General features: G+C 69.1%; 15 protein-coding genes, 1 pseudogene and 1 riboswitch. Of the genes and pseudogenes, 10 read left to right on the top strand and 6 right to left on the bottom strand.

Going from position 1 to position 12,988, the window contains the following annotated elements:
• Positions 1-242: 242 nt before the first annotated feature.
• From AC1Q7O_RS21725 to AC1Q7O_RS21715, 3 genes and pseudogenes are all read left to right on the top strand, one after another.
• On the top strand, positions 243-1,184 hold the full coding sequence (locus AC1Q7O_RS21725; RefSeq protein ID WP_492662740.1) for a hypothetical protein: 942 nt from the start codon (positions 243-245) through the stop codon (positions 1,182-1,184).
• On the top strand, positions 1,181-2,107 hold the full coding sequence (locus tag AC1Q7O_RS21720; protein WP_492660550.1) for a hypothetical protein: 927 nt from the start codon (positions 1,181-1,183) through the stop codon (positions 2,105-2,107). The genes AC1Q7O_RS21725 and AC1Q7O_RS21720 overlap by 4 nt, the downstream gene beginning before the upstream one ends.
• Before the next feature lie 7 nt (positions 2,108-2,114).
• A pseudogene (locus AC1Q7O_RS21715) lies at positions 2,115-2,369 on the top strand (IS66 family transposase); the annotation flags it as partial.
• A 63-nt stretch (positions 2,370-2,432) separates the two neighbouring features.
• Here AC1Q7O_RS21715 and AC1Q7O_RS21710 read toward each other — a convergent pair.
• Positions 2,433-3,008 (bottom strand): TMEM165/GDT1 family protein, encoded by a 576-nt coding sequence (locus tag AC1Q7O_RS21710; RefSeq protein WP_492660551.1) that lies wholly within the window; start codon positions 3,006-3,008, stop codon positions 2,433-2,435.
• 5 nt (positions 3,009-3,013) lie between these two features.
• A riboswitch (yybP-ykoY riboswitch) is annotated at positions 3,014-3,189 on the bottom strand.
• 53 nt (positions 3,190-3,242) lie between these two features.
• On the opposite strand from AC1Q7O_RS21710, the gene AC1Q7O_RS21705 reads away from it, so the two are divergent.
• Genes AC1Q7O_RS21705 through AC1Q7O_RS21695 form a run of 3 tightly spaced genes read left to right on the top strand, consistent with a single transcriptional unit; the run spans position 3,243 to position 5,284 of the window.
• On the top strand, positions 3,243-3,908 hold the full coding sequence (locus tag AC1Q7O_RS21705; RefSeq protein ID WP_492660552.1) for an HAD family hydrolase: 666 nt from the start codon (positions 3,243-3,245) through the stop codon (positions 3,906-3,908).
• Positions 3,901-4,287, top strand: coding sequence for a Rieske (2Fe-2S) protein (locus AC1Q7O_RS21700; protein WP_492660553.1), 387 nt, complete (start codon positions 3,901-3,903; stop codon positions 4,285-4,287). Before AC1Q7O_RS21705 ends, AC1Q7O_RS21700 begins: the two co-directional genes overlap by 8 nt.
• Before the next feature lies 1 nt (position 4,288).
• Positions 4,289-5,284: a S49 family peptidase gene (locus AC1Q7O_RS21695; RefSeq protein WP_492660554.1), complete on the top strand. Its 996-nt coding sequence runs from the start codon at positions 4,289-4,291 to the stop codon at positions 5,282-5,284.
• A gap of 3 nt (positions 5,285-5,287) precedes the next feature.
• On the opposite strand, the gene AC1Q7O_RS21690 is transcribed toward AC1Q7O_RS21695, so the two are convergent.
• Complete coding sequence (locus tag AC1Q7O_RS21690; protein WP_492660555.1) at positions 5,288-6,187, bottom strand: choice-of-anchor A family protein; 900 nt, start codon at positions 6,185-6,187, stop codon at positions 5,288-5,290.
• A 157-nt stretch (positions 6,188-6,344) separates the two neighbouring features.
• Entirely contained in the window at positions 6,345-6,647 is a 303-nt protein-coding gene (locus AC1Q7O_RS21685) for a hypothetical protein (protein WP_492660556.1), read from the bottom strand.
• 122 nt (positions 6,648-6,769) lie between these two features.
• Here AC1Q7O_RS21685 and AC1Q7O_RS21680 point away from each other — a divergent pair, with 122 nt between their 5' ends.
• From AC1Q7O_RS21680 to AC1Q7O_RS21665, 4 genes are all read left to right on the top strand, one after another.
• Positions 6,770-8,383 carry a gamma-glutamyltransferase family protein gene (locus AC1Q7O_RS21680; RefSeq protein ID WP_492660557.1) on the top strand — a complete coding sequence of 538 codons (1,614 nt, stop codon included), beginning with the start codon at positions 6,770-6,772 and terminating at the stop codon, positions 8,381-8,383.
• Positions 8,383-8,754, top strand: coding sequence for a PPC domain-containing DNA-binding protein (locus tag AC1Q7O_RS21675; protein ID WP_492660558.1), 372 nt, complete (start codon positions 8,383-8,385; stop codon positions 8,752-8,754). Before AC1Q7O_RS21680 ends, AC1Q7O_RS21675 begins: the two co-directional genes overlap by 1 nt.
• Before the next feature lie 129 nt (positions 8,755-8,883).
• Positions 8,884-10,164 (top strand): MFS transporter, encoded by a 1,281-nt coding sequence (locus tag AC1Q7O_RS21670; RefSeq protein WP_492660559.1) that lies wholly within the window; start codon positions 8,884-8,886, stop codon positions 10,162-10,164.
• On the top strand, positions 10,161-10,736 hold the full coding sequence (locus AC1Q7O_RS21665; RefSeq protein WP_492660560.1) for a GNAT family N-acetyltransferase: 576 nt from the start codon (positions 10,161-10,163) through the stop codon (positions 10,734-10,736). Before AC1Q7O_RS21670 ends, AC1Q7O_RS21665 begins: the two co-directional genes overlap by 4 nt.
• 26 nt (positions 10,737-10,762) lie before the next feature.
• Here the strand turns inward: AC1Q7O_RS21665 and AC1Q7O_RS21660 are convergent, their stop codons facing one another.
• The 3 genes from AC1Q7O_RS21660 to AC1Q7O_RS21650 are packed head-to-tail and all read right to left on the bottom strand — an operon-like array spanning position 10,763 to position 12,929.
• A complete protein-coding gene (locus AC1Q7O_RS21660) occupies positions 10,763-11,749 on the bottom strand; it encodes a relaxase/mobilization nuclease domain-containing protein (RefSeq protein ID WP_492660561.1) in 987 nt (328 codons plus the stop codon).
• On the bottom strand, positions 11,743-12,372 hold the full coding sequence (locus tag AC1Q7O_RS21655) for a hypothetical protein (protein ID WP_492660562.1): 630 nt from the start codon (positions 12,370-12,372) through the stop codon (positions 11,743-11,745). The genes AC1Q7O_RS21660 and AC1Q7O_RS21655 overlap by 7 nt, the downstream gene beginning before the upstream one ends.
• Positions 12,369-12,929 carry an OmpA family protein gene (locus AC1Q7O_RS21650; protein WP_492662739.1) on the bottom strand — a complete coding sequence of 187 codons (561 nt, stop codon included), beginning with the start codon at positions 12,927-12,929 and terminating at the stop codon, positions 12,369-12,371. The genes AC1Q7O_RS21655 and AC1Q7O_RS21650 overlap by 4 nt, the downstream gene beginning before the upstream one ends.
• Positions 12,930-12,988 lie beyond the last annotated feature (59 nt).

Here is a 12,988-nt window from a genome sequence, read left to right as displayed (position 1 = left end):
CAACATGACTTGGCTGGGGCCGCTTAATTTCGGACTACTGGGGTGCTTGGAGCTCAGGTCTGCTCGCTGGTCAGGCCTCTCTTGATAAGTTGCGACTACATCGGTAGAGTTGCAACCTAATGGTAGGTCGCAACTTCACTGATGATGGCCTCGTTTCGCTACACTGGAACAACCCGGCTGGCCCGGACGTTCTGGCCGAGATTCGACGCACAAGCACCGCTCGCGACGTGCGGGAGGCATTGGTGGCTCTCGCCTACGCGGTGAGCATCTCTCCCCGTCCCGCCACCGGCCTGTGCGTTATCGCCGACAGCCGCTTGTCCGGCGCCCGCCTCCGCGCGGAACTGGACCGCTTTCGCACTATTGTGCGTCCCGACCTCGCTGCCAGGCTGTACCTGGCTGCTGCTAAGACCGGGGAGGTGATGTACCTGGACGGCGAATCCCCCGAGACCGGCCAGTCGTTCATGAAGGCGCTGTTCGACGCGGTGCGCGAAGGGGGCGCTGTGGCCGCTGCGGCACGCGTCACGCGCCAGCAAGTCAAAGCCGCGCTGGTGGAGCGCGCGCTGTGTGGCTTGCCTCCGCTCACGCTCGCAGATTGGCGCCGGCAGACCGGAGCGAGCTACCAAACGGCAGACGCCGCGCTGATCGAGCTGCAGAAGCTGGGCGTCGTGACTGGCGAGCGGGACGGTCCGATCGTGCTGCATGGCCTGCGGCCGCTGGCGCTGCGCAAGCTGGCCGACGAACACGCCGGCGCGCGCAAGTCCGTTCGCTTTGTCGATCCAACGGGCAACGCGCGGATGCCCAGCGCGATGGCGGATCGTCTGTTGTCCCTGCGAAGCAAGCGGGGCGCGAGCAAAGTGGCCATCTCCGGGGTGCTGGGCGCTACCCGCTACTTCCCCGACCTCAACATTACAGCGGCGCCGCGCCTGGACCTGAGCGTCTATGACGGCGATCAGCGCTTCGTGGCCAAGCTGGACGCTGGCCTGCTACGCACCGACGACCAGAACCGCAAGCCTGCGCTGGTGCTGCACATGCAGCGCGACTGCCGCCCGCCCGAGATCGTGGAGAACGAACCCGAGCTGGCCGCCCGGCTGGACTGCCTTGCCGACCTGGAAGATCTGGACTTGCAGGCGGAGGCCGAGGAGTTCGCGTACGAGCTGTATGAGACAGCGAGGAAGGCACTATGAAGCTGGATGGGGCCCTGTCTCCGTCCGACGTGCTGGTCCAGGTGGCCGAGGCGCTGCCGCCCGATGTGCGTTGCAACGTCATCATCATCGGCAGCCTGGCGGCCGGCTACCACTTCTTCGCCAGCGACGGCGCGCGGGCTATTCGCACCAAGGACGTGGACTGCCTGTTCTCGCCGCATTCGAAGGCGATCGCCGCGGCGGCTGAAGTCACCGAAAAGCTGATCCGAGCCGACTGGAAGCTGCGCGGGGGCTCGAAGTGGAGTCGACCGGGCAAGAGGGAAGACGACGACAAGGACCTGCCAATGGTCCGCTTGCGTCCGCCTGGAGAGACGACCGCCCCGTGGTTCCTGGAGCTGCTTTCGGCGCCGCCCGCCTTCGAGCCTGGCGCGTCCGGCAAGAAGCTGCGTCGCGTGGAGACGAGCATCGGGCACTTTGCGATCTGCAGCTTCGACTTCCTTGCGCTGGCGGAATGGGAGCCTCTGGACAATGTGCACGGCGTGCGCATTGCGCGGCCCGAGATGATGGCGCTGGCCAACCTGCTGCATCACCCGTCAATCGCCGACACGTTGATCGCCAACACGGACTGGAAACGTTCGAACAAGGACCTCGGGCGCGTGCTGGCGCTCGCCTATCTGACCAACCAGCAAGACCATCGGGACGGCGCGGACGAGTTCGGTGCCTGGGCTGGTCGCATGTGGATCGCGCTGCAGGCCAAGTTTGGTGACCAAGCACACCAGCTCGCTGCGGGTGCTGGCGCTGGGATGCGCGCGCTGCTGGCCAGTCGCGCGGATCTAAACCAGGCGTTGCGCATCGCCAATCTCGGTCTCCTGGCCTCCATGGATGTCTCGGTGGAGGCATTCCTTGCCACCGGTGCCCGCTTCATGGCGGAGGTGATTGACGAGCTGGAGCAACTTGCGCAGTGACCGCCGCACGCACTTCGTGAGCGATGGCGACGTGCCGATCTCGAACAATTGGGTCGAGAACCAGATCCGCCCAATCGCCGTCGAGAGATCGAATTGGCTCTTCGCTGGCAACCTGCGGGCGGGCAAGCGAGCAGCGGCCATCAAGAGCCTGCTGCACTCAGCCCGCATCAAGGGGCGCGACCCGTACGCCGACTTCAAGGACGTGCTGGATCGCTTGCCGACTCACAAGGTCAGCCGGATCGACGAGCTGTTGGCGCACCGCTCTGATCGGCCGCTGCCGTCAAGGTGCGTTTGGCGGCCGCATACGTGCTGGCCGTCACCATCCTCAGAACAGCCGACCGGCGTTGATCAGCGTCAGCACGCCCAGCACGGCGAAGATGACCGCCGCGATGGCGTGCACCAGCGGCATCGAGACCTTGGCGGCGATCTTGTCGCCCAGGAACACGGCCGGCGCATTGGCCAGCATCATGCCGACCGTGGTGCCCAGCACCACTTGCACCACGTCGGTGTAGCGGGCGGCCAGCGCGACGGTCGCGATCTGCGTCTTGTCGCCCATCTCGGCCAGGAAGAACGCGATCACGGTCGTGCCGAAGACGCCGAAGCGCTGCCGCTTCGCGCTCGCCTCGTCGTCGTCCAGCTTGTCCGGGATCAGCATCCAGCCCGCCATCGCGATGAAGGACAGGCCCACCACCCAGCGCAACACGTCCGGTCCCAGCGCATGGGCCACCCAGCCACCCAGCAGGCCGGCGGCGGCGTGGTTCAGCACGGTGGCGACGAAGATGCCCAGGATGATGGGCAGTGGCTTGCGGAACGTGGCGGCCAGCACGATGGCCAGAAGTTGCGTCTTGTCGCCCATTTCACCCAGCGCGACGACGCCGGTGGACACGAGGAAAGCTTCCAAGAGATTCTCCAAAGGGCCGACACGAAACCAAAGACCACGCTGCCGCCCGGCCCTTACCGGAGGCAGTGTGGTCAAAGGTCTTGCCAGGCTCTGGAGCTGCCTGCGCCATGGTCCATCGGACCAAGTGTGTTGACGCAGGCTCCTGCGGGGGCAGGACGGCTACTCCCCAATGACGAGCCGGGATTGTAGCGGGGATGCCAAAGCCGGCTTCGGCGCAGCGCCGACAATGGCGTGATGAGCCTTCGTCCCCAACGTTTTGACCTCATCGCCTTCGACTGGGATGGCACCCTGTTCGACTCCACCGCGCTGATCGCCCGCTGCATCCAGCGTGCCGCCGTGGACCTGGGCCTGCCCGAGCCCGAGTTCGAGCGCGCCAAGTACGTCATCGGCCTGGGCCTGCGCGACGCGCTGGAGCACGCCGTGCCCGGCCTGCCCGAAGAGCGCTACCCGGAGCTGGGCCTGCGCTACCGCCACCACTACCTGGGCTCCGAACACGAGCTGTCGCTGTTCGAGGGCAGCCTGGAAATGCTGGAGGCGCTGAAGGCGCGCCATCACTGGCTGGCCGTCGCGACCGGCAAGAACCGCGTGGGCCTGGACCGGGTGCTGGCGTCCAGCGCGCTGGGCCATTTGTTCGACGGCACGCGCACGGCCGACGAGACGCGCTCCAAGCCGCATCCTCAGATGCTGCTGGAGCTGATGCGCGAGTTCGGCGTGGAGCCCGAGCGCACGCTGATGATCGGCGACACGACGCACGACCTGCAGCTGGCCGCCAACGCCGGCACGCCGTGCGTCGCGGTCAGCTTTGGCGCGCATGACCACGAGACCTTCGCCAAGTTCAATCCGCTGTTCGTCGCCCACTCGACGCGCGAGCTGCACGACTGGCTGATCGCCCATGCCTGAAGTCGACGTCAAGCCGCCGCAGCGCCTGTGCGCGTCGGCCGACCTGGCCGAGCGCGGCAAGGCTGTGAGCTTCGACGTCATCCAGTGGCGCGAGCCGGTGCGTGCGTTCGCGCTGCGCTTCGACGGCCAGGCCGTGGCCTACCTGAACCGCTGCGCCCACGTGCCCACCGAGATGGACTGGCAGGAAGGCGAGTTCCTGGACGGCGACAAGCGCTTCATCATGTGCAGCATCCATGGCGCCGTCTACGACCCGCTGACCGGCCAGTGCCTGATGGGCCCCTGCAACCGTGGGCGGCTGACCAAGATCGAACTCACCGAGCGCGAAGGGGAGGTCTACTGGCACCCGACGCGCGACACCAAACCCGCTTTTGAAGATTGACATGAGCAGCACCTCCGACGACTCCCTGCCGCCGCCCATCGCCGACCCCGTCGGCGTGCCGCCGCAGCAGCTCACGCCGCACAACGAGACACTGCTGGCCCAGCTGGCGCGCGACTTCCTGCGCGAGCGGCGGCTGGAGCGGCGCTGGCGCACGGTGTTCCGGCTGTTCTGGCTGCTGCTGGCGGGCATGCTGGTCTACAGCCTGTGGCTGCAGGGGCGCCACGTGACGACGACCGCCGCGCCGCACACGGCGCTGGTGGAGGTGCGGGGCGAGATCGCCGCCGACACGGAGGCCAGTGCCGAGCAGCTGCTGGCCGCGTTGAAGGACGCGTTCAAGGACGACTCGGCCCAGGCCGTCGTGCTGCGCATCAATTCGCCCGGCGGCAGCCCGGTGCAGGCCGGCATCGTGCATGACGAGATCAAACGTCTGAAGCAGCTGCACGGCAAGCCGGTCTACGCGGTCGTCGAGGAGATGTGCGCGTCCGGGGCCTACTACATCGCCGCAGCGGCCGACGAGATCTACGTCGACAAGGCCTCCGTCGTCGGCTCCATCGGCGTGCTGATGGACGGGTTCGGCTTCACGGGGCTGATGGACAAGTTGGGCGTCGAGCGTCGGCTGCTGACCGCCGGCGAGAACAAGGGCATGCTGGACCCGTTCAGCCCGGTCAGCTCGCGGCAGAAGGCCTATGCCCAGGCCATGCTGGACCAGATCCACCAGCAGTTCATCGCCGTCGTGCGCGAAGGCCGTGGCAAGCGGCTGAAGGAAACGCCCGACACCTTCTCGGGGCTGTTCTGGAATGGCGAGCAGGCCGTGCAGCTGGGGCTGGCCGACCACTTCGGCAACCTCGACTACGTGGCCCGCGAGGTCGTGAAGGCCGAAGACGTCATCGACTACACACCGCGCGACAACGTCGCCGAGCGGCTGGCCAAGCGCTTTGGCGCCGGCGTGGGTGCCGGTGCCGTGAAGGCGATGCGGGAGCTCGCGCCGATCCGCTGAGCGTCAGAAGCGGCGGCGCCGCATCAGGCCCGCCACCACCAGACCCAGCCCGACGAGGGCCATCGAGCCCGGCTCGGGCAGCTTGCGCAGCGGCGTGGCGGTCACAGGCATCGGCGCGTCGTTGACCTGCACGCTGCTGTTCCAGTCCTTCACGACGACCTGGCCGTTGATCTGGCCCCAGCCCTGGCCCACGCTGGCCTGGGTGGCCAGCAGCGAGGCGTTGATGCCGCCGTTCAGCGTGATCTGGGTGGCGTCGGGCAGGTTGAACAGGACCTGGCCCTTGTTGAAACCGGTGTAGCCGTGGTTGCCGAAGTCCACGGTCGCACCGTGGATGTTGATGAGGATCTGCGCGCCGCTGGCGAGGTTGTCGATCTGCAGGTTCTTGGCCGCGTCGATCGCCAGGATGTCGAAGATGGCCAGCATCTGGCCGGCGGCGTCGAAGTGCAGCGTGCCCCACTGGTCCACGGCCGTGCCGGTGTTGGTCAGCGCGTCCAGCGAGGCGGACAGCGCGGACAGGCGCTGCTGCTCGGTGGCGAACGCGAAGCCCTGGCCGGAGGGCGTGCTGCCCATCATGTTGCCGCTGCTGTTGGGCGCGTAGCTGCCGCCGACGGTGGCGCCGCCCCAGATGGTGCCGTTGGTGAAGCTGAGGTTGCCGCCCACCACCAGGCCCGTGCCGCCATACAGCGCGTTGGAGCCGGTCTTGGTGTTGATGGAGTAGCCGTTGATGCTGGCATTGCCGCCGACGGCCACGCGGCCCTCGACGTCGCTGCTGCCGACGTTCATGTTGCCGAAGGCCACCAGGTTCAGGCTGGGGTCCAGACCCAGGCTGATGGGCGCGGCCTGGGCGGCGGTGGCGGCGAAACAGGTGCAGGCAGTGGCGAGGAGACGGGTCAGAAAACGCATGGCCGGCAGTCTAGGAAGTCGGCCCGTTTCGCATCACGCCTTGACGCGGGGGGTGAGGGCGCGCTCTGCGGCAGAGTTCACGACCCGCGGCGGCAACATTGCACGAAAAAGGCCGCAGCCCTTGCGGAGCTGCGGCCTGCGCGGAGCGCTGTTGCGCTTACTGCGTCTTGGTCTCGGCCTTGGCGTCGGTCTTGGCTGCAGCGTGCTTCTTCGCATGCTTGTGGGCATGCTTGGCAGCGCTGGCGGCTTCTGCCGGTGCGGCGGCGGTCGTGGCGGCCGGGGCCGGCTTGGCTGCGGGCGTTGCCGCGGGGGCCGGGGTGGCAGCAGCCGTCGTCATGGCCGCGGGCTGGGCCGTCGGAGCCGGCGTGGCAGCCGGGGCCGGGGTCGGGTTTTGCGCCAGGGCAACGCCGGATGCGAGCGTGATGAGGGCGGTGGCGATGGTGGTCTTCAGCGTGTTCATCTTGAGGGCTCCAGGGTGGTGTTTCGGGTTGCTTGGGCTTCGCGAAAGCTTGTGTCCACAACGACGGCTCTTCGCGCCGCGTTGACGGCGTTGCAAAGCCTTACACGCGCAGAATCGGGTGCATGGACACACCACATCGCTTCGACTGGAGCGCCGGCTACGCCAGCCGCCGCAGCCCGCTGTTCGCCCGCAACATCGTGTCGACGTCGCACCCGCTGGCGGCGCAGGCCGGCCTGCAGGTGCTGCGACAAGGCGGCAACGCCGTCGACGCCGCCATCGCCGCGGCTGCGTGCATGACGCTGGTGGAGCCCTGCAGCAACGGCCTGGGCTCGGACGCCTTCTGCATCCTGTGGGACGGCCGGCAACTGCACGGCCTGAACGCGTCCGGGCCGGCGCCGTCGGCGTGGACGCCGGGCTTCTTCGAGGGTCAGGTCATGCCCAAGCGGGGCTGGGGCTCGGTGACGGTGCCCGGCGCCGTGGGCGGCTGGGCAGCCTTGAGCGAGCGCTTCGGCAAGCTGCCGTTCGCCGACCTGATGCAGCCGGCCATCGAGATCGCCGAGCGCGGCTACGCGGTGCCGCCCATCGTGCGCGGGAAGTGGGCCATGGCTGCGGCCTTGCCCGAACTCACATCGCAGCCGGGTTTTGCGCAGGCCTTCCTGCCCCGGGGGCGTGCACCCGAGATCGGCGAGCTGTTCCGCTTTGAGGACGCGGCGCGCAGCCTGAAGCTGATCGCCGAAACCCGTGGCGAGGCCTTCTACCGCGGCGAGATCGCCCAGGCGCTGGCCCGCTTTGCGCACGACACCGGCGGCGCGCTGACCGAGGCCGATCTCGCGGCCTACCGGCCCGAATGGGTCACGCCGCTGGCGCAGGACTTTGCCGGCCACACGCTGCACGAGATCCCGCCCAATGGCCAGGGCATCGCGGCGCAGATGGCGCTGGGGCTGCTGCAGCACTGCGACGTCACGGCGCATGCCGTCGACAGCCCCGAGGCCCAGCACCTGATGATCGAGGCGATGAAGCTCGCGTTCGCCGACGTGTACCGCTTCGTCGCCGAACCGCGCGCGATGACGGTCACCCCGGCGCAGTTGCTGGATGCCGGCTACCTGGCCGAACGGGCCAGGCTCATAGCCCCGAACCGCGCGCAGGCCTTCGGCGCCGGCAACCCGGTCAAGGGCGGCACCATCTACCTGACCGCAGCGGACGAGTCCGGGATGATGGTGAGCTTCATCCAGAGCAACTACATGGGCTTCGGCTCGGGCCTGGTGCTGCCGGGCTACGGCATCAGCCTGCAGAACCGCGGCCACTGCTTCACGCTGGAGTCTGGCCACCCGAACCAGGTCGCGCCGGGCAAGCGGCCTTTTCACACCATCATCCCGGCCTTCCTGACGAAGGACGGCGCGCCGGTCATGAGCTTCGGCGTCATGGGCGGCAACATGCAGCCGCAGGGCCACATGCAGACACTGGTGCGCATGCTCTGCTACGGCCAGAACCCGCAGGCCGCCTGCGACGCGCCACGCTGGCGCTTCAACGAGGGCCTGTCCATCAACGTGGAGCCGCACATGCCGGCAGCCACCATCGAAGGACTGCGAGCGCGGGGCCACGAGATCGGCGACATCCACGACAGCTACCAGGACTTCGGCGCCGGCCAGTTTATCTGGCGGCTGGGCGACCCGGGCACGCAGGGCTACGTGGCCGCCAGCGACCCGCGGCGCGACGGCGCTGCCGTGGGGTGGTGATGTTGCAGGCGCTGCGTCTTCTCCCGGGCGACGACCTGCGTGGCGCGCTGTCGGCGCGCACCGGCTTCGTTCTCGCCGGCATCGGCAGCCTGACGCAGGCGCAGCTGCGCCTCGCCGGTGACGCCGGGCCGACCCACCTCGACGGCCCGCTGGAGGTGCTGACGCTCAGCGGCAGCCTCTCGCCCGACGGCGTGCACTTGCACGCCAGCGTGTCGGATGCCGCCGGCCGCCTGTGGGGCGGCCACGTGTGCGCCGGCTGCGTGGTGCACACGACGGCCGAGCTGCTCATCGCGCCGCTGCCGCCGGGCTCGCTGGGCCGGACCTGGGATGCCGCGACGGGCTACCTGGAACTTCGCGTGCGCGACAGCTGACGCCCGGCCGCGCTGCTAGCATGCGCCGCATGACCAAGCTGCTCGACCTCGACTGACGCGCCTGCCCGTGCCGCGTCGCCGCGCCTCCCCGGCGCGCCTTGCCTGTCGAGTCCCGGAGCCCTTGCCGTCATGCTCTCCCGTCTGACCTCCTATTTCACCCTCGCGCCCAACGACCTGTTGCGCGACCTCGTCTACCGGCGCCTGTGGACGTCCATCCTGTGCTCGTCGCTGGGCAGTCAGATCACGCTGCTGGCGCTGCCGCTGACCGCGGCCGTGATGCTGCATGCCACGCCCACGCAGATGGGCATCCTGCAGGCGCTGGAGGTGCTGCCGTTCGCGCTGTTCTCGCTGCCTGCCGGCGTGCTGCTGGACCGCGTGCGCAAGCTGCCCGTCTACATCGGTGGCGAGGCCATGATGGCGCTGGCCGTGGCCTCGGTGCCGGTGGCCGCGTGGCTGGGCGTGCTGGGCATGGGCTGGTTGTACGTCGTGGGCTTCGTCATCGGCAGCGTGCACACGACGGCCGGCAGCGCCGCGCAGATCGTGCTGACCCAGGTGGTGCCGCGCGAGCGGCTGGTGGAGGCGCATGCGAAGAACGCGCTGGCCTCGTCGGGTGCCGACGTGGCCGGGCCGGGGCTGGCGGGGCTGCTCATCAAGCTGCTGGGTGCGCCCATCGCGCTGGCGGCCGATGCGCTGATGCTGGCGGTCTCGGTGCTGATCCTGCGCGGCATCCATGTGCAGGAGGCGCTGCCGCCGCGCAAGGTGCAGGACTTCTGGGCCGAGCTCAAGGCCGGCCTGCGCTTCGTGCGCGACCGGCAGCTGCTGGTCAGCATGGCCGTCATCATGGCGGGCTGGAACCTGTTCCAGAACTCGGCGCTGGTGGTGCAGATCCTGCTGGCCACTCGCGAGCTGCAGCTGTCGCCGGAGGCCGTGGGCTGGTCCTACGTGGCCATCGGCGCCGGCACGGTGCTGGGCAGCGTCTACGGCCACCGCATCAGCCGGCGCATGGGGCCGGGCCCGTGCATGGTGATGGGCTACGCGCTGTGCGGCGTGGGCTGGCTGCAGCTGGCGTTCGCGCCGTCGGGCGCCTGGGGCGTGGCCAGCTTCGCGCTGATGCTGTTCATCTGGGGCTTTGGTGCGGTGCTGCTGTTCATCAACTTCCTGTCGCTGCGCCAGGCCGTCACGCCCGCGCCCATGCTGGGCCGCATGACGAGCACGGTTCGCTGGCTCATCCTGCTGCCGGCCGCGCCCGGTGCGCTGCTGGGCGGCTGGCTGGGTGAGCACCTGGGCCTGCGCACGGCGCTGGGCTTTGCCGGCGTGGGCTGCGTGCTGACGGCCGTGTGGGCCTGGCACCACCCGGTGCTGCGCGGCGTGCGTGAGCTGCCCAAGCCGGTGGAGGTGGCCACGGCATGACCGATCCATTGCTCATCGACATCCCCGAGCGGCTGGACGGCGAACGCACCGTGCTGCTGGCACCGCGCCCGGGCCTGGGCGCTGAGTTGGCCGTCGTCGTCACGCAGTCGCTGTCGCACCTGCGCCCGTGGATGGTGTGGGCGCAGGACGCACCCATGGCAGAGAGCGCCGAGCTGGTGGTGCGCCGCATGCAGGCCGACTTCATCGCGCGCCGCGACCTGACCTGGCAGCTCTACGCCCGCCGCCCCGACGGCCGCGCCGGCCGCCTGCTGGGCGGCACCGGCCTGCATCGCATGGACTGGAGCGTGCGGCGTTTCGAGATCGGCTACTGGATACGGCCCGAGGCCGCGGGACAGGGGCATGTCAGCGAGGCGGTGCGGCTGCTGACGGCGCTGGCCTTCGACCGGCTGGCCGCGCGGCGGCTGGAGATCCGCTGCGACACCCGCAACCTGCGCAGCCGCGCCGTGGCGGAGCGCTGTGGCTTCGAGCTGGAAGGCGTGCTGCGCCGCGATGCGCTGGGCGTGGACGGCACACCGCGTGACACGGCCGTCTACGCGCGGATCGATGCCTGAGCCCGCCATCGCCGGCGGGGCTTGCGTCAGCGCGACAGTTCCGGACCTGACCTTGAGAGGTCCCAGGCCGGACTGATCTCGCGCTCCTCGCGCACCCTGGCAGCGGCCTGTTGTCGCTGCCACGTGAGTTCCTTGTAGAACGGGGTCTGCCGCACGAACCGGGCGATGTGTTCGGCGAGCTGCCGATCCTGCGGCAGCTCGGACTCCGACAGTGCCTTCATCACGTGCGCCCAGCTATGCATCGCGTCCTTGCGTGCTCGCACGCTGGCCTCGTCGGTCCTCGGTTTGGGTTCCGCCTTGCGCAAGCTGCCGCTCTGCCGCGCCTTTACCTGCCACAGCGAGATCGACGCCCGGCACTCTCCCCGCGCGGCCTGGGTGGACGCCTGCACGTCGATGCCCACGGCGCAGAGCCGGTCGGCAAAGTCCTGGCGCCACCGACAGCGATCCGTCCAGTTTGGAAGCAGGTCGCCCGTTCTGGATCGTGCGCGGACGGTCAGGTGGACATGCGGGTTGGCGGTGTCTTCATGAAGCACCATCACATAGCGATGATCAGTGAGATTGGCGCGTGCGAATTCGCGCGCAGCCTGCAACACCCGCCCGGGATCGCTTCCAGAAGGCGCCGACAGCACGATGGCCACGGCCTCCTGGCGATCCGATTCGCTGCGGATCAGGGAGCCGGCGTGGCGCCACTGGTCGGTGAGATCGCGCAGTCCCGCCCTGCCTGACAGCAGCACGCCGCGGTCGTCCTCGAGTGCCAGCTGACCATCGCGGCTGATGTAGGCAAAGTGGGACGCCAGGGCCTTGAGTCCTCGGCCGCCGCCGTTGACCTTGAGGAAGGCCGCGGGCGCGCCCCTGACGACGGCGGCAATGCGCTGCCGGACCAGGGCTGCCTGCTGTTCGGGCGAGCCGCTCAGGCGTGGCGCGAGGTCGGGACGCTTGATTCGATTCGCCCCGGCGAACAGCCGATCTCCCCACTGGATCAACACGCCGTCCACCATCTGCCGGCTCACCATTTCGGCCTCCGCGCCTGTTCGATCTCCGCCAGGGCCTTCGCGGACAACTTCAGATGAGCCCTGACCTCGTCTGCCAGCCCGTGAAGCCTCGCCCGGTAGCGCTCCAGCTGGGCGGCCGGCACATGGCCCAGCAGCCGCATGAAGGCATTCAGGTCCACCGACAGCGCGGCGATGTGGTCATTGGACGCCAGCAGCTGCGCGGTCAGCGCCGAGAGGTCCTTCGGGAGCGGTGGCGGCGAAGCTCCGGCCATCAGGGCGCTCAGGTACTGCCCCCGGCTCAGCGCACACGCCCGTGCCCGCCGCGTCAGGTTGTCATAGTCGCGGCCGTAGAAGTTGACCTTCACCTGCCGCGGTGCTGTGCTGGCTGCCGGCTCGCCGCCGTAGGGATCCGCGTTGGCCGCCGCATCTGCAGGTGGCGCCTCCAGCAGCTGCAGAAACGCCAGTCGCACCACGGCGGCCATCGTCATCTTCCGTTCCTTGGCGAGCTCGCGCAGCCGGGGCATCAGCTCCCCCATCGGGATCGCGATCCGCTGTTGCTGCTTCGGGCGTCTCACCTTGCGCACCTTGTCTGCGTGCGCTGTGGAGCTGTTCGCCGGCGCCGCCTGCATCGCGACGGCATTCATGGCAGCTCCCCTGTCTCACCGGACGCAAGGGGGACGCCCGCTGTGAGTGATGCCGGCCATGCGGTCGCCACCGGGGCGGCGGGGTAAATCTCGATCTCAACGCGGCGATTCAGGGCCCTCCCGCTGGCGCTGCCGTTGTCCGCCACATGGTCACCGACCGGCTGGTAGGTCGCGCGAATCCTGGCGGGCTCGACGCCGGCGGAGACAAGATAGTCCCGGACTGCGAGGGCCCGATCCCGTGCCATCCGCGATTCGCTGGCCACATCGACATCCCCATCGGTACGCCCCCGCAGCACGACCAGATCGGCAGCGAGCGCCTGCTTCACCAGCCACGCATCCGCACCCGGCGCGAACTCGAGCCGCGAACTCCCGAACGCAAAGCGCAGCGTGTAGACGCGATTTCCTGCGGCCCGTCCGACCGGCGATGGATGCCGCTTCTGGACGACCGTTTCGGCAAGCGAGGCGAGCGAGCCTTCGGCCAGCCGGCCCGCTTCGAGCGCGAGCGCGCGCGTGTCCTGGAGTGCTGCCCGGCACTGCTGCAGTTCAACGGCGATCATGCTGTTCGCGGGGCGCCGGGGCGCGCCATCCAGCGACGGGGGCGACGGCGGGCTGCTGC

It is taken from the genome of Roseateles sp. GW823-FHT07B05 (genome assembly GCF_058794515.1).
The sequence above is the reverse complement of the archived record's forward strand: the minus strand, read 5'-3'. Positions and strand labels throughout refer to the sequence as shown.